We start from the raw sequence: 17990 nt of genomic DNA, 5'->3' as shown, positions 1-17990 counted from the left end.
GGGGCTGCCGCCGCCCCGCGTCGTGGGGCGCGCGCCCCACGGCCGCTCACGGCAGGTGGACCCACTTCGCGACCGACGGGGTGCCCTCCTCGTCCGTGAGGAAGAGCATGTACCAGCCTGGCGGGATCAGTGAGCCGTCGTCCGGCACCGAGACCGTCACGCCGTCCGGGCCCCGGTCGAGACCGAGCGCGATCGAGCGCTGCTCGACGTCGGTGACGTGGGTGACGGCGCTCGGCCGCATGAGCCGGGCCGTGGCGATACGGTCGGCGTCCGGCGTCGCGTACGTGGCCTCGCCGCCGCGCTCCAGCCTCAGCGGGCCGTCGCCGATCACCGGCCGGTTCTCGCCGCGCTCCCCGTGCAGGTACGGCGGCGTGTACACCTCGATCCGCTTCTCGAAGGTGCCCAGGCGGGTGTTGTCCTTGTCCGCGTACAGGGGGTCGGAACCGAACGTCGCGACCCGGCCGTCGGGCAGGAGCAGCGCCTCGGAGTGGTAGTTGCGGCCCACCTCGGGGGCCGCGGCCTCGGTGAACTCACCGCTCCGCGGGTCGTAGATCTGCGCGGCGAGGATGTCGCTGTCGCTCCGGCCCCGGTAGTCGCGCGATCCGCCCGTGGTGAAGACGGTGTCGTCGGGCAGGATCACGCTGTTGAGGTAGCGGGTCGGTTCCGGCAGGTCGGGACCGTCGCGGTAGACGGGGTTGTCCGCGGTCAGGTCCACGATCGCGGTGCGCTCCGTGGACTTCTCCGACTCGCCCACTCCCCCGCCGCCGAGCACCATGACCTTGCGGTCCTGGGCCGGGGGCAGCAGCAGGGAGCTGGAGGTCTCCAGCTGGTCGGGGTCCTTGAGCCCGTCGACCTTCTCGAAGGTGTTGGCCGACAGGTCCCAGATGCCGGGGACGCGGCCCTTGTCGGCGGGCCCGTACCCGGCGTTCGACCCGGAGTAGAAGAGCTTGTCCCCCTCGAAGAGGAACAGCGCGGGGTAGGTCGGGAAGTAGCGCTTGGGGCCGGTGGACCAGCTCCGCTTCCGCGGGTCGTAGATCTCGTTGTCGCCCTGGAGGATCTTGCCGACCTCGTCCAGCCCCGAGACGGACAGCACCCGGCCGTCGGGCAGGGTGACGAGGGTCGGATACCAGCGGGCCTTGTCCATGGGGTCGACGCGCACGTACTTCTCGGCCACGGGGTCGAACTCGAAGGAGTCCTTGATCCCCTGGAAGTCCTGCTTGTCGAGGGTGAGCTTCTCCGCGAGGCCGTAGAGGTTGTCGGCGTCCTCGCCGCCGAGGCCGACGATCTCGTACTGCGCCGGGTCGTCGGTGACGTACTCCTCGCCCTCCTCGACGGCCTCCACGAAGACGACGGCCTCGCTGGCGGTGACGGTGACCTCGCCGGTCTCGTCGTCCGCCTCCTTCTCCGCCCGCGGGACGAGCACCGAGGCGGTGCTCGCGTACTCCGTGCCGGAAGGGGAACGGAAGCGGGTGCCCTCGGGGAAGGTACGGGGCTTGTCCGGGTTCTCGTTCTTGACCCTCATGGCGCCCCCCGCGCGCTTCACCTTCCCTTCGAGGACCTCGTAGCGCGCGGTGCCCCCGGCGACCAGCATGCTGCCGTCGGCGAGCTGGGCGTGTCCGGCACAGAACAGGTCCTCGGGGGTGGGGACGCGCTCGAAGCTGTTGTCCGCCGGGTCCCACAGGATCGTGGCGAAGGTGCCGGCGTCGAACTGCTCCTGGTTGTTGCCGGAGCCCGCGATGAGCAGCACCTTGCCCGTGTGCAGCAGCGCGGCGTGGATGGCGTTGGTCTGGTACTGCGAGGGGACGTCCATGATCTGCCAGGACCCGTAGCGCGCCTTGTAGGCGGGCCGGGATATGCGGTAATCGTGCAGCCGCTCCTGGGCGAAACCTATGGTGGCCGGGGCGTTGAGCCCGGCGAGCACGACGGTGACGCCGGTGCCTATGAGGGTCTTCCGGAACTGCTTGCTCGGGCGGTAGGGCATGGGTCAGCTCCCGCTGGACGTGGCGACGAGGGCGGGCTCGCGCTCGTCGCGCGGTGCACGGCGAACGCGCTTCGTGCGGTACTCGGACAGGCTCCACAGCACCACCGGGGCGAGTGCGACGACGAGCGCCAGCACCGTCCAGGTGCGCATGGCGGCGTGTGTGTGGCCGAGGGCGAAGGACGCCACGAGCCCGGAGCCGAGCACGACGATCCACATGAGGTGGACGCGGAAGGTGCTGAGGCGGTCGGGGCTGGCGGTGCCTCCCTTGGGCGTGACGACGAACCGGCAGTCACGGCGCAGGACCGCGGCTATGGCGGAGCGCGCGTAGACCGGGGCGCAGATCGCGGACATGGCCATGCCCGCCAGACCGCCGGAGCCCTCCGGTTCGTGGGGCGAGACGTTGTGCCGCCGATTCCACACGTACAGCCCGATCTGGAGGGCGGCGACGTCGCTGTAGAGCATCATCCACACGGCCGCCGTGACCTGCGTCCCGGAGGCGCCGAACCAGAGGAAGAGCGTGCAGCTCAGGGCGCCCAGCAGCCAGGTGACGGCGCTCATGGGGTAGTAGGCCAGCATGAGCGAGTAGTTGAGGAGCCGGCCCGGGGGGAAGCGGTGGGGGCCGCGCCAGAACTGCCGCAGGATCGTCTCGTACGTGCCGCGCGACCAGCGGGTCTGCTGGGTGAAGAAGTCGGTCCAGCACGCCGGCCCCTCCCCGACGGCCAGCACGTCGGGGGTGTAGACGGAACGCCAGCACCGGCCCGTGGCGGGGTTGCGGGTGCGGTGGAGCTCGAAGCCGGTGGCCATGTCCTCGGTGATCGAGTCCCGCAGGCCGCCGATCTGCAGGACGGCCGAGACCCGCACGGCGTTGTTGGTGCCGACGAACATGGGGGCTCCGTAGCGGTTCCCGGCCCGTTGGATGAGGGCGTGGAAGAGGAACTGCTGGCTCTCGGCGAGCTTGGTGACGGTCCGCGTGTAGTTGCCGTACACCTGCGGGCCGACGACGAAGGCCACGTCGGGGTCGCGGAAGTAGCCCAGCATCCGTTCGAGGTAGTTGGGCAGCGGCACGTGGTCTGTGTCGACGGAGGCGAAGTAGTGGTAGTCGGGGCCGTGCAGGGCCAGCCAGGCGTTGTAGTTGCCGTGCTTGGTGCGGGCCCGGTGGACGCCGTCGTCCTGGTTCCACTCCTCGACGCCCCGGCGGGTGAAGTGGTGGACGCCGAGCTCCGCGCAGAGGGCGCGGGCCACCTCGTCGTCACCCTCGTCCAGCAGCCACACGTCCAGCACGCCGTCGTGGCGGAGGGCGACGGCGCCCTCCAGCGTCGCCCGCACCATCTCGATGGGCTCCTTGCCCGGCACGTACGTCGTCAGGAAGGCGACCCTCGTACCGGGCTCGGGCGTGACGGGGACGGGATCGCGGGCGACCATCGTGGCGTGCGCGATGGAGAACACGTTCACGAAGCGGAACAGCTCGATGCAGCCGATGCAGCCGAGCATCACCCAGTCGGCGGCCACCAGCCAGCCGGGGGCTCCGGGCCGGTCCGTCCAGTGGTCCGGCCACACGAGCCACAGGAGGAGTACGGCCGACAGCGCGGGGGCCGCCGTCATCAGCAGGATCGCGCGCACCCGGTGCGGCTCCTGCGACAGCAGGCTGCGGTAGCGCACCCGGTAGGGCGATGCGTCAGGCTCGGTGAGAGGCCCCGCGAGTCGGCTGTAGCTCTCGTAGTCGTAGCCCTGCTGGCGCACGGTCCCTCCACGACTCACTCGAACGAAACCGACACGTCCCAGCAGAAGGGACGTGCGGTTCCGTGTCGAACGGAGTGCGGAGGGTGTCCGCCGTCCCCTTGCGGCACCGGAGGGCTTCTGCTCTCCGGCCCGCCGGGGCGGTGGTGCAGCGCAACCGCCCGGTGCGGGGGCGGTTTGGAGGGGGCGGTCAGCGCAGGTGGCGCTCGACCGTTTCCACCTTCCGGGTTAGTCCATCCGTGACTCCCGGGCGGACGTCGGCCTTGAGTGGGGGCACCTCCCAGCGTTGGCTGAGGGAGATAGCCGGGGGAGAGTGTCGACGGAGGGTCAGAGCGCCCGGAGGCGGACCGGCTCGAAAAGGGCGTCGGTCCGGTTCGGGAGGCCGGATTCGCGGACGACTCGGACGGCATCGGCGACGTACTCCCCCACGTCCTCACCGACCCCGAGCGGGGTCACGGAGAAGGCGACGATCACGCGCCCGCCACGCCCTCGCGCTGCGGCTCCGCCGCGTCCTGCCCGGAGGCCACGGCCTCCTCGCACTCGCGGCGCAGCATCCTGTCGGCGTAGAAGCCGCCGAACGGCACGACCGAGAGGACGAAGTAGACCAGCGGACGGCCGAGCTGCCACTTGGTGCGGTTCCAGGCGTCGGCCAGGAAGACGAGGAACAGCACGACGAGGACACCGTGCACCGGCCCCATCACCGGGACGGCGTTGAAGTCCGTCGTCCGCTTGAGCACGGAGCACAGCAGGAGGAGGAGGTACGACACCGCCTCGACGACGGAGACGAGGCGGAGGCGGCGGAGGGCGGAGGCGGTCTTTATGTCCACGGGGAGTCCTCGGGAAAAGCTGGGAGAGGGGCTTGTGAAGGAAAGCACAAGGCTTCCGGCCATTGTGGCACCCTCCCGGAGCCTCACCCGCACGGGGTAGGTTCGGGCCCGTGGCTCAGTTCCGACTCCAGGGCGGCAAGGTGCTCGCCGTCGACCTCAGCGGTGACAGCGTGCGGGCGAAGAACGGATCGATGATCGCCTACGAGGGCGAGATGGCGTTCAAACGGCTCACGGGTGGGGGTGACGGCCTGCGCGGCATGGTCACCCGCAGGCTCACCGGGGAGCAGATGGAGGTCATGGAGGTGAAGGGCAAGGGCACCTGCTACTTCGCCGACGCCGCCGGCGACGTCTCCCTCGTCACACTCCAGCAGGACACCCTGCACGTGGAGTCGAGCAACCTGCTGTGCACCGAGGGCGGGCTGCGCACGGGGACGACGTTCACCGGGCTGCGCGGCGCCTCCCAGGGCAACGGGCTGTTCACCACCACGGTCGAGGGCACCGGGCGGGCGGCCCTGACGTCCCAGGGCCCGGCGATCGTCCTCCGGGTGACCCCGCAGACACCCCTGCGCGTCGATCCGGGCGCCTACCTCGCCCACTCCGGCCGGCTCCGCCAGGAGCTGCAGAGCGGGGTGACCTTCCGCACCTTCCTCGGCGAGGGCTCGGGCGAGGCGTTCCAGATCCGCTTCGAGGGCGAGGGCCTGGTCTACGTCCAGCCCAGCGAGCGCACCACCCTGGGAGGGCAGCTCTGATGGGGTTCACCAAGATCAGCAGCCAGATGGTCGAGGCGCACGTCCGCGGCGGCGAGCGGCTCTACAGCCAGCGCGGCGCGATGCTCGCCTACCGCGGCGACGTCTCCTTCACCCCCAACCTGACCAGCGGGCAGGGCGGGGTGATGTCCGCCATCGGACGCCGGGTGCGGGGCGAGGCCGCGCCGCTGATGACCGTCGAGGGGCAGGGCAGCGTCCTGTTCGGGCACGGCGGCCACCACGTGCACGTCGTCGAGCTGACCGGCTCCCTGCTGCACGTCGAGGCCGACCGGCTGCTGGCCTTCGAGGGCACGCTCCGCCAGGGCACCGTCTTCCTCGGCTCCCAGGGCGGCGTCATGGGCATGGTGCGGGGCCAGGCCACGGGCCAGGGGCTGTTCACCACCACCCTGGAGGGCCACGGCAGCGTCGCCGTCCTCGCCCACGGCGGGGTGCTGGAGCTCCCGGTGACCCCGCGGCGGCCGGTCCACGTGGACCCGCAGGCCTACGTCGGCCACCAGGGCGACCTGCGCAACAAGCTGTCGTCCGCCCTCGGCTGGCGGGACATGGTGGGCCGCGGCTCGGGGGAGGCCTTCCAGCTCGAACTGTCCGGCCAGGGAACCGTCTACGTCCAGGCGAGCGAGGAGAAGCTGTGAACGGTCCGGTGGTCTACGACGCGCACACGCTGCCGGTCGACGACAACGTCAACCCCTACGCCTTCAGCGTGGACCTGAACGGCCGGTGGTTCCTCCAGAAGGGCAAGATGATCGCCTACTTCGGCGACATCCGCTTCGACGGCATCGGCCACGGCCCGCTCGACCAGCTGGTGGCCCGCAGCTTCCACTCCCCGCTGCACGCGGCCGACTGGGTCGTGGCCCAGGGCCGGGGCAGGCTGCTCCTCGCCGACCGCGCCTTCGACGTCAACTCCTACGACCTGGACGACGGCAACCTGACGATCCGTTCGGGCAACCTCCTCGCGTTCCAGGAGACGCTCTCACTCAAACAGTCCATCATCCCGGGCTTCGTGACGCTCATCGGCACCGGGAAGTTCGTCGCCGCGTCCAACGGCCCGGTGCACTTCGTCGAGCCTCCGGTGCGGGTGGACCCGCAGGCGCTGGTCGGCTGGGCCGACTGCCCGTCGCCGTGCCACCACTACGACCACGGTTACCTGCGGGGATTCCTCGGCGGGGTCCGCGCGCTGACGGGGCTGGGCGGCGCCTCCGGCGAGGAGCACCAGTTCGAGTTCACCGGCGCGGGCACGGTCCTGCTGCAGTCCTCCGAGACGCTGATGGCCGAGCGGGCCGTCGGCGGGGTTCCGGGGCAGCCGGGCGTCCCCGGTACTCACGGCGGCTGAGCCGGGCGGGCTGGGTAAAGTCGCCGCATGGACACCGAAAACGGTCCGCAGTGGCTCACCGATGGCGAGCAGCGGGCCTGGCGCACTCACCTCGACGTCAGCCGCCTGCTGATGTACCAGCTCGAACGGGACCTCCAGCCGTTCGGCCTCACCATGCACGACTACGAGATCCTGGTGAACCTCTCGGAGTCCGGGGACCGGCGGATGCGCATGAGCGACCTGGCGCAGGCGACGCTGCAGTCCAAGAGCAGGCTCTCCCACCAGATCACCCGGATGGAGAACGCTGGGCTGGTGCGGCGCGAGCACTGCGACACGGACAAGCGAGGGCTGTTCGCCTGTCTCACCGACCACGGCTGGAACACCATGCGGGAGGTCGCCCCGCACCACGTGGAGTCGGTGCGGCGGCACTTCATCGACCTGCTCGACCCGGAGAGCCTGAACGCCCTCCAGGCCACCCTGGCGCCCGTCGCGGAGCATCTGCGCTCCCGTCGCGGCCGGGTCTGAAGGAGCCGGGGCGCCTACCCGGCGGTCAGACCCACGACGAGTTCGTCGGCCGCCGCGTAGGGGTCGAGCGCGCCGGCGACGATGCGGTCGGCCAGGGCGCCGAGGCGGCGGTCGCCGTGCAGGTCGGCAATGCGCTCCCGCAGGGCGGTCACGGCGATGGTCTCGACCTCGTGGGCGGCCCTGCGCGTGCGGCGCTCCGCGAGGACGCCGCGCTCCTCCATCCAGGCGCGGTGCTTCTCCAGCGCCTCCACGACCTCGTCCACGCCCTCGCCCCGCGCCGCGACGGTCTTGACGATGGGGGGACGCCAGTCCCCCGGCGCCCGGGACTCCCCGAGGCCGAGCATGTGGTTGAGCTCGCGCGCGGTGGCGTCGGCGCCGTCCCGGTCCGCCTTGTTGACGACGTAGACGTCGCCGATCTCCAGGATGCCCGCCTTGGCGGCCTGGATGCCGTCCCCCATGCCCGGGGCCAGCAGGACGACGGAGGTGTCGGCCTGGCCCGCGATCTCGACCTCGGACTGGCCGACGCCGACGGTCTCGACCAGGACGACGTCGCAACCGGCCGCGTCCAGGACGCGGATGGCCTGCGGGGCGGCCCAGGCCAGCCCGCCCAGGTGGCCACGGGTGGCCATGGAGCGGATGTAGACGCCCGGGTCGGAGGCGTGGTCCGACATCCGGACGCGGTCCCCGAGCAGGGCGCCGCCGGAGAACGGCGAGGACGGGTCGACGGCGAGGACGCCGACCCGCTTGCCGATCCTGCGGTACGCGCTGACCAGCGCCGACGTCGAGGTGGACTTGCCGACGCCCGGGGAGCCGGTGAGCCCGACGACGTACGCGTTGCCGGTCAGCGGGGCGAGAGCCGCCATCACCTCGCGCAGATGCGGGGACGCCCCCTCCACCAGTGAGATCAGCCGCGCCACTGCCCGCGGCCTGCCCTCGCGGGCCTGCTCCACCAGTCCGGGGACGTCCACCGTCATGTGTGCTGCGCTCCTCGCTCCGTTGCGTGTACGCGTTGCCGGGTCCTGCGCCGGGCTACTTGCCGGGGACCTTGACGATCAGGGCGTCGCCCTGGCCGCCGCCACCGCACAGGGCCGCCGCGCCGGTGCCGCCGCCGCGCCGCTTCAGCTCCAGGGCCAGGTGGAGGACGATGCGGGCGCCGGACATGCCGATCGGGTGGCCGAGGGCGATGGCGCCACCGTTGACGTTCACCTTGTCGGAGGTCACGCCCAGGTCCTTCATGGACTGGTGGGAGACGGCGGCGAAGGCCTCGTTGATCTCGATGAGGTCGAGGTCGGCAACGTCGAGGCCCTCCTTGCCGAGGGCGTGCTTGATCGCGTTGGACGGCTGCGACTGGAGCGAGTTGTCCGGCCCGGCCACGTTGCCGTGGGCGCCGATCTCGGCGATCCACTCCAGGCCCAGCTCCTCGGCCTTGGCCTTGCTCATGACGACGACCGCGGCGGCGCCGTCGGAGATCTGCGAGGCGGAGCCCGCGGTGATGGTGCCGTCCTTGGCGAAGGCGGGGCGCAGCTTGCCCAGGGACTCGGCCGTCGTCTCCGCCCGGATGCCCTCGTCCTTGCTGAAGACGACCGGCTCGCCCTTGCGCTGGGGAATCTCCACGGGGGTGATCTCGGCCTCGAACAGGCCGTTCTTCTGCGCGGCGGCGGCCCGCTGGTGCGAGGCGGCGGCGATCTCGTCCTGCACGTCGCGCGGGATGCCCAGGCGCGTGTTGTGCTTCTCGGTCGACTCGCCCATCGCGACGCCCTCGAAGGCGTCCGTCAGGCCGTCGTGGGCCATGGCGTCGAGCATCTCCACCGCGCCGTACTTGTAGCCCTCACGGGACCGCGGCAGCAGGTGCGGGGCGTTGGTCATCGACTCCTGACCGCCGGCGACGACGACATCGAACTCACCGGCGCGGACGAGCTGGTCCGCGAGCGCGATGGCGTCGAGACCGGAGAGGCAGACCTTGTTGATGGTGAGGGCGGGGACGTTCATGGGGATGCCGGCCTTGACGGCGGCCTGGCGGGCCGGGATCTGCCCCGCGCCGGCCTGGAGCACCTGCCCCATGATCACGTACTGGACCTGGTCGCCGCCGATCCCCGCACGGTCGAGGGCTGCCTTGATCGCGAAGCCGCCGAGGTCGGCTCCGGAGAAGGACTTGAGCGAGCCGAGCAGTCGGCCCATGGGCGTACGGGCGCCCGCGACGATCACTGAGGTGGTGCCGGTCGTGCCAGTCATGCTGCGGCCCCTTCGGAGAAGGAAGTGAACGAGGGTTAATCGTCAATGTACTGAGCGGTATGCGGCCAGGTCACCGGTCGGAAGGTGTGACCGTGCGCACGTTGCGTAACCACCTCCGAAGCGGTGTCCTGGTTCCATGTTGACGCGTATCGACCACATCGGGATCGCCTGCTTCGACCTGGACCGGACGGTGGAGTTCTACCGTGCCACGTATGGCTTCGAGGTGTTCCACACCGAGGTCAACGAGGAGCAGGGCGTCCGCGAGGCCATGCTGAAGATCAACGAGACGAGCGACGGCGGCGCCTCCTACCTGCAGCTCCTGGAGCCGACGCGGGAGGACTCGGCCGTCGGGAAGTGGCTGGCGAAGAACGGCGAGGGCGTGCACCACATCGCCTTCGGCACGGCCGACGTGGACGGGGACGCGGCCGCGATCCGCGACAAGGGCGTGCGCGTGCTCTACGACGAGCCGCGCATCGGCTCCATGGGCTCGCGGATCACGTTCCTGCACCCCAAGGACTGCCACGGCGTCCTGACCGAGCTGGTGACCTCGGCCGAAGACCCGCACTGACCCGCTGAGGCGAGGACGAAGGGCGGTGCCGTGGGCGCCGCCCGTCGCCCGGGTCGCCGCACGAGAACACCGAGATCGCCGAACTCGGTAGAGTACGCGGCACGGCGAACCGCCGTGGGCCCGTTCCGCGCACCCCCGATGATCTGACACCATTTCCTCGGAGGCTCTACGGACGCACTCCGTGGAGCGATCCGCGGACGCCCGCCGGAACAGCCTGCACACCTTACCGACCAGGGGACGGATGGGACCGCGCAGTGCGGGGCTACGACCGCTACGAGGCTGACGATCACCTGTCGCGCTTCGAGGCCGAGATGGAACGGCTGAAGAAGGAGCGGGACAAGGCGGTCGACCACGCCGACGACCTCGGCTATCAGGTCGAGGTGCTGCGCGCCAAGCTCCACGAGGCGCGCCGCAGCCTCGCCTCCCGGCCCGCGGGTTACGACAACCTGGCCGGGCAGGCCGAACAGCTCCTGCGCAACGCCCAGATGCAGGCCGAGCAGCTGCGGGCCGACGCCGACCGCGAGCTGCGCGAGGCGCGCGCCCAGGTCCAGCGCATCCAGCAGGAACACGCCGAGGCGCAGGCCCGCATGGAGTCGGAGCTGCACACCGAGGCCGTCCGCCGCCGACAGCAGCTCGACCAGGAGCTGGCGGAACGCCGCGCCACCGTCGAGTCACACGTCAACGAGAACGTGGCGTGGGCGGAGCAGGTGCGGGCGCGCAGCGAGTCCCAGGCGCGCAGGCTCACCGAGGAGGCCCGTGCCGAGGCCGAGCAGGCGCTCCGGGCCGCGCGGGCCGAGGCCCAGCGGCTGACGGAGCAGTCCCGGCACCGGCTGAACGAGGAGGCCGAAAGCGCCCGGGCCGAGGCCGAGGCGCTGCTGCGCCGGGCCCGCACGGACGCGGAGCGGCTGCTGACGGCCGCGTCCACGCAGGCCCAGGAGGCCACCGAGCACGCGGACCGGCTGCGGACCACCTCGGCCGCCGAGGCGGACTCGGCGCGGCGGGAGGCCGCCGAGCAGGCGCGCCGGGCCGAGGAGCGGGTGCGGGAGGCCGACGAGGCGCTGCGGGCGGCGCGTGCGGAGGCCGACAAGCTGCTGGAGAGCGCCCGGGAGGACGCGGAGAAGCGGCTCGCCGACGCCGAGGCCACGAACGAGCAGCGCACCCGCACCGCGAAGGCGCAGGTCGCCCGCCTGGTCAGCGAGGCCACCGGCGAGGCGGAGGCGGTCAAGGCGGAGGCCGAGCAGCTGCGCGCGGACGCGAAGGCGGAGGCGGAACGGCTGCTGGCCGAGGCCAAGGAGGACGCGAAGGCCTCGGCGGCGGAGGAGTCGGCGGCCCAGCTGGCCGAGGCGGCCCGCGGCGCCGAGGAGATCCTGAGCAAGGCGGCGGAGGAGGCCCGCTCCACCAAGAGGTCGGCCGCCGAGGAGGCCGAGCGGCTGCGCCGGGAGGCCGAGGAGGAGGCCGACCGGCTGCGGGCCGAAGCGCACGACACGGCCGAGCAGTTGAAGGGCGCGGCGCAGGCCGACACCAAGGACTACCGGGCGAAGACCGTCGAACTCCAGGAGGAGGCGCGGCGGCTGCGCGGCGAGGCCGAGCAACTGCGGTCGGAAGCCGTCGAGGAGGGCGAGCGCATTCGGGCCGAGGCCCGCAAGGACGCCGTCCAGCAGATCGAGGAGGCGGCGTCCAAGGCCGAGGGGCTGCTGAGCCAGGCCAAGGCGGACGCCGAGGAGACGCGCGGCTCGGCGAGCGCCGAGGCGGAACGGCTGCGCGGCGAGGCCATCGAGCGGGCCACGGGTCTGCGGCGGCAGGCGGACGAGCTGCTGGAGCGGGCCCGGGGCGAGGCCGAGGAGCTGCGCCGGGACGCCGAGGAGCAGGCGGAGCGGACGCGGGCGGAGGCCGAGCAGGCCGTGCGCCGCACCCGTGAGGAGGCCGAGCAGCAGGCGGCGCAGACGACGGCCGAGGCGGAGGAGGCGGCCGCACGGCGGCGGGACGAGGCGGAGCAGCAGCTCTCGGCCGCCCAGGAGGAACTGACCGCGGCACGCGCGGAGGCCGAGCGGCTGCGCGAGGAGGCGCGGGCCGAGACGGAGCGGCTGCGGTCCGAGGCCGCCGAGCGGGTCCGGGCCCTGCGCGAGCAGGCCGAGGAGGAGGCCGAGCGGCTGCGGTCGGAGGCCGCGTCGGACGCCGCGCAGGCGCGGGCGGAGGGCGAGGCCGTCGCCGTCCGGCTGCGCACCGAGGCGGCGACGGAGGCGGAGCGGCTGCGGGCGGAGGCGCAGGAGGCGGCCGACCGGGTGCGGTCGGAGGCGGACGCGGCGGCCGAGCGGCTGGGCGCCGAGGCCGCCGAGGCGCTGTCGGCGGCGCAGGAGGAGGCGTCCCGGCGTCGGCGGGAGGCCGAGGAGCTGCTGGCCGACGCCCGCGAGGAGGCCCACCGCGAGCGCACCCAGGCGCGCGAGCAGAGCGAGGAGTTGCTGGCCTCGGCCCGCCGCCGGGTGGAGGAGGCGCAGGCGGAGGCCACCCGGCTGGTGGCCGAGGCGGAGGAACGGGCCGCGGGGCTCGTGGCTTCCGCCGAGGAGCAGGCCCAGCAGGTCCGGGACTCGGTCTCGGGGTTGCGGGAGGAGGCCGAGGAGGAGATCGCCGGGCTGCGCTCGGCGGCCGAGCACGCGGCGGAGACCCTGCGCCGGGAGGCGAGCGAGGAGTCGGCGGCGGCCAAGGCGCTGGCGGAGCGCACCGTCGCGGACGCCATCGCGGAGGCCGAGCGGCTGCGTTCGACCGCGCAGCAGGAGTCCGAGCAGGCGCGCGCCGACGGGGACCGGGTCCGGGACGAGGCCCGGGCGGAGGCGTCCCGCAAGGTCACCGAAGCCGCCGAACAGGCGGACGAGTTGCTGGCGGAGGCCCGCAAGGAGGCGCTGCGCACGGCGACGGCGTCCGAGGAGCAGGCCGACACGATGATCGGTGTGGCGCGCGCCGAGGCCGAGCGGCTGGTCGCGGAGGCCCGGGCGGAGAGCCACGAGCTGGTCGAGCAGGCCCGTGGGGACTCCAACACGATGCTGGAGGAGGCCCGCAGGGACGCGGCCGCTATCCGGGAGCGCACCGAGGAGCGGCGCAGCCGGGTGGAGAGCGAGGTCGAGGAGCTGCACGACCGGGCCCGCCGGGAGGCGGCCGAGGCGATGAAGTCGGCCGGTGAGCGGACGGACAAGCTGGTCCGGGCGGCCGAGGAGCAGCTCACCGAGGCGAAGGAGAAGGCCGCCGAGCTGATCTCGGACGCGAAGTCCGAGGCGAGCAGTGTGCGGATCTCGGCGGTGAAGAAGGCCGAGTCGCTGCTGAAGGAGGCCGAGCAGAAGAAGGCCGCCGTCCTGCGGGAGGCGGAGGAGACGCGCAGCGAGGCCCGGGCGGAGGCCCAGCGCATCGTGGACGAGGGCCGGAGCGAGCTGGAGGCCCTGGTGCGACGCCAGGAGGACATCAACGCCGAGATCTCCCGGGTGCAGGACGTGCTGGAGGCGCTGGAGTCCTTCGAGATGCCGGGCGGTGGCGGCGGGCGCGGCCGGGACGAGGACGGGGGCAGGCCGGGCCGGTCGGGCAAGCCCGCCAAGGAGGGCAAGTCCGCCAAAGAGAGCAAAGACGGCAAGGGGGGCAAGGGCGGCCGGGACGCGGAGGACGCCGACGAGGGCGGCGCCGGCGGGAAGGGCGACGGCGTCAAGGCCGGTGCGGGGGCGGGCGGCCAGCGCGGCAACGGAAAGGCGTGAGCGGGCCGTGACCTGCGGCGCCCACCGTCGGAGGCTCGGGCCCTCGGGTTCGGGCCGTCAGCGGTCCGGGCCGTCGGGCGTTCGGGCCGCCCATCCGAAAGCCACCCGAAAGAGCGCACATTGTCCTCAGCAAACCCCATGAATCGGCCATCCGCTCGATGACACGCCGCTTGGGCCCCTAGGATTCCGCTTAACACCTCACCGGTCTCTTTCGACAGGAACCCCATGAGCGACACTTCCTCCCCCTTCGGCTTCGAGCTCGTGCGGCGTGGTTACGACCGCGGACAGGTGGACGACCGCATCACGAAGCTCGTCGCCGACCGTGACAGCGCCCTGGCCCGCATCACCTCGCTGGAAAAGCGCATCGAGGAGCTGCACCTCGAGACGCAGAACGCCCAGGCCCAGGTCAATGACTCCGAACCGTCCTATGCCGGGCTCGGCGCGCGGGTCGAGAAGATCCTGCGGCTGGCCGAAGAAGAGGCCAAGGACCTGCGCGAGGAGGCCCGTCGGGCCGCCGAGCAGCACCGGGAGCTCGCGGAGAGCGCCGCCCAGCAGGTGCGGGACGACGCCGAGGCGTTCGCGGCCGACCGGAAGCAGAAGGCCGAGGAAGACGGCGTCCGCATCGTCGACAAGGCGAAGGGCGAGGCCGAGGTGCTGCGCTCCGACGCCGAGAAGGACGCGCAGTCCAAGCGGGAGGAGGCGGACGCCCTCTTCGAGGACACCCGCGCGAAGGCCGCTCAGGCCGCCGCCGACTTCGAGACGAACCTGGCCAAGCGCCGCGAGCAGTCCGAGCGCGACCTGGCCTCCCGTCAGGCGAAGGCCGAGAAGCGGCTGGCGGAGATCGAGCACCGCGCGGAGCAGCTCCGGCTGGAGGCCGAGAAGCTGCGCACCGACGCCGAGCGCCGGGCCCGCCAGACGGTGGAGACGGCTCAGCGGCAGGCCGAGGACATCGTGGCCGACGCCAACGCCAAGGCCGACCGCGTCCGCAGCGAGTCCGAGCGTGAGCTGGCCGCGCTGACCAACCGCCGCGACAGCATCAACGCGCAGCTCACGAACGTGCGCGAGATGCTGGCCACCCTCACGGGCGCGGCCGTCGCGGCCTCCGGGCAGCCGGTCGACGAGGACGAGGTGGCCAAGAACGTCCCGGCGCAGCAGTCCCGCTGACGCCCCGCCGACGCCCGGCGGGCCCGGCTGAGGCCCGCGGGGCGGCGGCCGAAGCCTCGGCCGGCCTCCGTGGCCGGTACCGGTCCGGGCGGCGCACGCAAGTTGGCGTGCGCCGCCCGGACCGTTTAGGTTCGGACCATGATCGAGCTTGACGGGCTCACGAAGCGCTATGGCACCACCGTCGCGGTGGACCGGCTCACCTGCACGGTCCAGCCCGGCGTCGTGACCGGCTTCCTGGGTCCAAACGGGGCAGGCAAATCGACCACGATGCGCATGATGCTCGGCCTGGACCGGCCGACCGCGGGCGACGTCCGCATCGACGGCGAACACTACGACCGGCTTCGCGATCCGCTGAAGCGCATCGGCGCGCTGCTGGAGGCGAAGGCCGTCCATCCGGGGAGGACGGCGTACAACCATCTGAAGGTCCTCGCCCAGTCCAACGGTATTCCCGAGCGCCGGGTGCCCGAGGTGCTGGACCTGGTCGGGCTGACCTCGGTGGCGAAGAAGCGGCCCAAGGCGTTCTCGCTGGGCATGGGCCAGCGGCTCGGCATCGCCACGGCGCTACTGGGCGATCCGAAGATCCTGATGTTCGACGAGCCGGTCAACGGACTGGACCCGGAGGGCATCCACTGGATTCGCAACCTGATGAAGTACCTGGCCTCCGAGGGCAAGACGGTCTTCGTCTCCAGCCATCTGATGAGCGAGATGGCCCTCACCGCCGACCACCTCATCGTCATCGGCCAGGGCCGGCTCCTCGCCGACACCTCCATGCGCCAGTTCATCCGGGAGAACTCCCGCTCGTACGTGCGGGTGCGCACGCCCGAGCCCGAGCGGCTGCGCGACGTCCTGGCGGGCGCCGGGCTGACGGCCGCGGACTCCGCGGACGGCGCGCTGGAGGTGGACGGCGCCGAGTCCGACCGCGTGGGCGAGCTGGCCGCGGGCGAGGGGCTCGTGCTCCACGAGCTGAGCCCGCAGCAGGCCTCGCTGGAGGAGGCCTTCATGCGGCTGACGGCCGGTTCGGTGCAGTACCACGCGCACGGTGCCGCGCCGGCGCCGGGCGGGCACCCCGGTGCCGACGGCTCCGGGGTGCCCGCGGCGCCCGCGGCTCCGGGCGCCCCGGGCGGGCCCGCAGCCACGACGGCGCCCGGCGGGCCGGAAGGGCCCGCGGCGGCCGACGGTCACGGAAAGGGGGCCTGATCATGGCTCACACGACTCAGGTCCTCCGTTCGGAGTGGACCAAGGCCATCACCGTCCGGACCACGGTGTGGACGCTCGGCATCGCGTTCCTCGTCACGGTCGCGATCGGTGTCCTCATCAGCCTGGTGATCAACAACAGCTTCGAGGACCTCCCCGAGCGGGACCGGCTCAACTTCGACCCGGTGCTGACGAGCTTCGCCGGGATGTCGCTCGGGCAGCTCGCGATGATCGCCTTCGGCATCCTGCTGGTCTCCAGCGAGTACAGCACCGGGATGATCCGGGCCTCGCTGGCCGCGGTTCCGCAGCGCGGGACGTTCATGGCGGCGAAGCTGGTCGTCGGCACGGCGCTGGTCTTCGTCGTCGGCATGATCACCAGCTTCGTGTCGTTCTTCCTCGGACAGGCGATGCTCGGCGACCTGTCGGTCTCGCTCGGCGACGAGAACGTGCTGCGCGCCGTCATCGGCGGCGGTCTCTACATGACGCTCATCGCGTTGTTCGCGATGGGGGTCACCTGGATCCTGCGCAGCGCGCTGCTGGCGTTCTCCATCCTCGTCCCGCTGTTCTTCCTGGTCACGCCGATCCTGGCCAACATCGAGGCCACCCGCGACGTCGGGTACTGGTTCCCGGACCAGGCCGGCGGCTGGATCATGAGCGTCGTGGACACCGGTGACCGGCCCTACGGCCCGTGGGGCGGGCTGCTGATCATGGTGGGCTGGACGGCGGTGGCCCTCGTCGCCGGCTATCTGACGCTGAGGAAGCGGGACGCCTGAGCCCGTCCCGGACCGCCCCTGGCCCACCCGTCTGACGGGAACCGTTCAAGCGACGGTAGCCTCCTAGCCTACGGGGGCGCTGACCAAAGCCCCGCACGCACGTACGGCCAGGGGCGAACTGCATGATCGAGGCTTTCGGGCTGACCAAGCACTACGGTGCCAAGACAGCCGTGTACAACCTGTCCTTCCAGGTACGTCCAGGTGTCGTCACCGGCTTCCTCGGGCCCAACGGCTCGGGGAAGTCCACGACGATGCGGATGATCCTGGGGCTGGACGCACCGAGCAGCGGGACCGTGTCCATCGGCGGACGGTCGTTCCGCCAGCACGGCAACGCGGCCCGCGAGGTGGGGGCGCTGCTCGACGCGAAGGCCCTGCACGGTGGCCGCAGCGCGCGCAACCACCTGATGTGCCTGGCGCAGTTGTCGGGCATCCCGAAGCGGCGCGTGGACGAGGTGCTGGACATCGTCGGCCTGCGGTCCGTCGCGGGCAAGCGGGCCAAGGACTTCTCCCTCGGCATGGGCCAGCGGCTCGGCATCGCCGCCGCGCTGCTCGGCGACCCGCGGGTGCTCCTCTTCGACGAGCCCGTCAACGGCCTCGACCCGGAGGGCATCCGCTGGGTGCGGCAGCTCATGAAGCAGCTGGCCGCCGAGGGGCGCACCGTGTTCGTCTCCAGCCACCTCATGAGCGAGATGGCCCTCACCGCCGATCACCTCATCGTCATCGGCCGGGGCCAGCTCCTGGCCGACCAGTCGGTGAAGGAGTTCATCGCCGCCAACTCCGCGGAGTTCGCCCGCGTCCGCACCCCGGACGACTCGCCGCGGCACCGGGAGAAGCTCTCCGCCGCGCTCGCCGAGGCGGGCGGCCGCGTCGAGCCCGAGCAGGACGGCGCGCTGAAGGTCACCGGGCTGCCGCTCCCCCGGATCAGCGATGTCGCGCACTCCGCCGACGTCCGGCTGTGGGAGCTCTCGCCGCACCACGCCTCCCTGGAGGAGGCCTACATGCTCATGACCCAGGGCGCCGTCGACTACGCCGCGGCGGCCGCCGGTCCCGGGCACCCGGCCCTGCCGCCGCAGGGCGCCCCGCACGGCGCTCCCCACGGCGGCCGGCCCACCGGGGGCTGGGGCGGTGGTGCACCCTCCGCACCCGGGCAGCAGCCGGGCCAGCCGGGGCCGTGGCAGG

15 protein-coding genes and 2 pseudogenes are annotated in these 17990 nt (G+C 72.3%); 10 read left to right on the top strand and 7 right to left on the bottom strand.

All coding sequences use genetic code 11. The annotated features are described in order from the left end of the window. Positions 1-46: 46 nt before the first annotated feature. The 5 genes and pseudogenes from HPT28_RS01970 to HPT28_RS01955 all read right to left on the bottom strand — a co-directional run bounded on the left by HPT28_RS01970 (position 47) and on the right by HPT28_RS01955 (position 4545). A complete protein-coding gene (locus HPT28_RS01970) occupies positions 47-1981 on the bottom strand; it encodes a kelch motif-containing protein (RefSeq protein ID WP_219088575.1) in 1935 nt (644 codons plus the stop codon). Positions 1982-1984: 3 nt separating this feature from the next. Continuing rightward, positions 1985-3721, bottom strand: coding sequence for a glycosyltransferase family 2 protein (locus HPT28_RS01965; protein ID WP_219088573.1), 1737 nt, complete (start codon positions 3719-3721; stop codon positions 1985-1987). Between the two features lie 187 nt (positions 3722-3908). Next, positions 3909-3989, bottom strand: a pseudogene (locus HPT28_RS27680) (thiamine-binding protein); the annotation flags it as partial. An 80-nt stretch (positions 3990-4069) separates the two neighbouring features. Then, positions 4070-4192: pseudogene (locus HPT28_RS27675) on the bottom strand (MTH1187 family thiamine-binding protein); the annotation flags it as partial. Continuing rightward, positions 4189-4545, bottom strand: coding sequence for a DUF3817 domain-containing protein (locus tag HPT28_RS01955; protein WP_219088570.1), 357 nt, complete (start codon positions 4543-4545; stop codon positions 4189-4191). The gene HPT28_RS01955 and the pseudogene HPT28_RS27675, both read right to left, overlap by 4 nt. 110 nt (positions 4546-4655) lie before the next feature. Between HPT28_RS01955 and HPT28_RS01950 the strand changes: the two genes are divergently transcribed. Genes HPT28_RS01950 through HPT28_RS01935 form a run of 4 tightly spaced genes read left to right on the top strand, consistent with a single transcriptional unit; the run spans position 4656 to position 7146 of the window. After that, positions 4656-5294 (top strand): AIM24 family protein, encoded by a 639-nt coding sequence (locus HPT28_RS01950; RefSeq protein ID WP_219088568.1) that lies wholly within the window; start codon positions 4656-4658, stop codon positions 5292-5294. Further along, positions 5294-5944, top strand: coding sequence for an AIM24 family protein (locus tag HPT28_RS01945; RefSeq protein WP_219088566.1), 651 nt, complete (start codon positions 5294-5296; stop codon positions 5942-5944). The genes HPT28_RS01950 and HPT28_RS01945 overlap by 1 nt, the downstream gene beginning before the upstream one ends. Then, on the top strand, positions 5941-6642 hold the full coding sequence (locus HPT28_RS01940) for an AIM24 family protein (RefSeq protein ID WP_219088564.1): 702 nt from the start codon (positions 5941-5943) through the stop codon (positions 6640-6642). Before HPT28_RS01945 ends, HPT28_RS01940 begins: the two co-directional genes overlap by 4 nt. Positions 6643-6669: 27 nt before the next feature. Next, positions 6670-7146, top strand: a complete 477-nt coding sequence (locus tag HPT28_RS01935; RefSeq protein ID WP_219088563.1) for a MarR family winged helix-turn-helix transcriptional regulator — start codon at positions 6670-6672, stop codon at positions 7144-7146. A 14-nt stretch (positions 7147-7160) separates the two neighbouring features. Here HPT28_RS01935 and meaB read toward each other — a convergent pair whose 3' ends face one another. Further along, positions 7161-8120 carry a methylmalonyl Co-A mutase-associated GTPase MeaB gene (gene meaB, locus HPT28_RS01930; protein WP_219088561.1) on the bottom strand — a complete coding sequence of 320 codons (960 nt, stop codon included), beginning with the start codon at positions 8118-8120 and terminating at the stop codon, positions 7161-7163. 55 nt (positions 8121-8175) lie between these two features. Beyond that, positions 8176-9378 (bottom strand): acetyl-CoA C-acetyltransferase, encoded by a 1203-nt coding sequence (locus HPT28_RS01925; protein WP_219088559.1) that lies wholly within the window; start codon positions 9376-9378, stop codon positions 8176-8178. Positions 9379-9514: 136 nt separating this feature from the next. On the opposite strand from HPT28_RS01925, the gene mce reads away from it, so the two are divergent. The 6 genes from mce to HPT28_RS01895 all read left to right on the top strand — a co-directional run. Next, positions 9515-9946 (top strand): methylmalonyl-CoA epimerase, encoded by a 432-nt coding sequence (gene mce, locus HPT28_RS01920; protein WP_219088558.1) that lies wholly within the window; start codon positions 9515-9517, stop codon positions 9944-9946. Positions 9947-10200: 254 nt separating this feature from the next. Continuing rightward, positions 10201-13680, top strand: a complete 3480-nt coding sequence (gene scy, locus HPT28_RS01915) for a polarized growth protein Scy (protein WP_219088556.1) — start codon at positions 10201-10203, stop codon at positions 13678-13680. A gap of 225 nt (positions 13681-13905) precedes the next feature. After that, positions 13906-14844: a cellulose-binding protein gene (locus tag HPT28_RS01910; RefSeq protein WP_219088554.1), complete on the top strand. Its 939-nt coding sequence runs from the start codon at positions 13906-13908 to the stop codon at positions 14842-14844. Between the two features lie 138 nt (positions 14845-14982). After that, complete coding sequence (locus HPT28_RS01905; RefSeq protein WP_219088552.1) at positions 14983-16041, top strand: ABC transporter ATP-binding protein; 1059 nt, start codon at positions 14983-14985, stop codon at positions 16039-16041. A gap of 2 nt (positions 16042-16043) precedes the next feature. Continuing rightward, positions 16044-16811 carry an ABC transporter permease subunit gene (locus HPT28_RS01900; protein WP_219088550.1) on the top strand — a complete coding sequence of 256 codons (768 nt, stop codon included), beginning with the start codon at positions 16044-16046 and terminating at the stop codon, positions 16809-16811. 122 nt (positions 16812-16933) lie between these two features. Continuing rightward, the coding region (locus HPT28_RS01895) for an ABC transporter ATP-binding protein (protein WP_219088548.1) at positions 16934-17990 on the top strand (1057 nt) is incomplete at its 3' end.

It is taken from the genome of Streptomyces sp. JJ38 (assembly GCF_019303475.1).
Classification (GTDB): Bacteria; Actinomycetota; Actinomycetes; order Streptomycetales; family Streptomycetaceae; genus Streptomyces.
This window is presented reverse-complemented; position numbering and strand designations above follow the sequence as displayed.

What these genes read in the sequence shown, in the direction of transcription:
- HPT28_RS01970 (WP_219088575.1), bottom strand. Translation starts at nt 1,981, where the DNA reads ATGCCCTACCGCCCGAGCAAGCAGTTCCGGAAGACCCTCATAGGCACC.
- HPT28_RS01945 (WP_219088566.1), top strand. Translation starts at nt 5,294, where the DNA reads ATGGGGTTCACCAAGATCAGCAGCCAGATGGTCGAGGCGCACGTCCGC.
- HPT28_RS01935 (WP_219088563.1), top strand. Translation starts at nt 6,670, where the DNA reads ATGGACACCGAAAACGGTCCGCAGTGGCTCACCGATGGCGAGCAGCGG.
- meaB (WP_219088561.1), bottom strand. Translation starts at nt 8,120, where the DNA reads ATGACGGTGGACGTCCCCGGACTGGTGGAGCAGGCCCGCGAGGGCAGG.
- HPT28_RS01925 (WP_219088559.1), bottom strand. Translation starts at nt 9,378, where the DNA reads ATGACTGGCACGACCGGCACCACCTCAGTGATCGTCGCGGGCGCCCGT.
- mce (WP_219088558.1), top strand. Translation starts at nt 9,515, where the DNA reads ATGTTGACGCGTATCGACCACATCGGGATCGCCTGCTTCGACCTGGAC.
- HPT28_RS01910 (WP_219088554.1), top strand. Translation starts at nt 13,906, where the DNA reads ATGAGCGACACTTCCTCCCCCTTCGGCTTCGAGCTCGTGCGGCGTGGT.
- HPT28_RS01905 (WP_219088552.1), top strand. Translation starts at nt 14,983, where the DNA reads ATGATCGAGCTTGACGGGCTCACGAAGCGCTATGGCACCACCGTCGCG.
- HPT28_RS01900 (WP_219088550.1), top strand. Translation starts at nt 16,044, where the DNA reads ATGGCTCACACGACTCAGGTCCTCCGTTCGGAGTGGACCAAGGCCATC.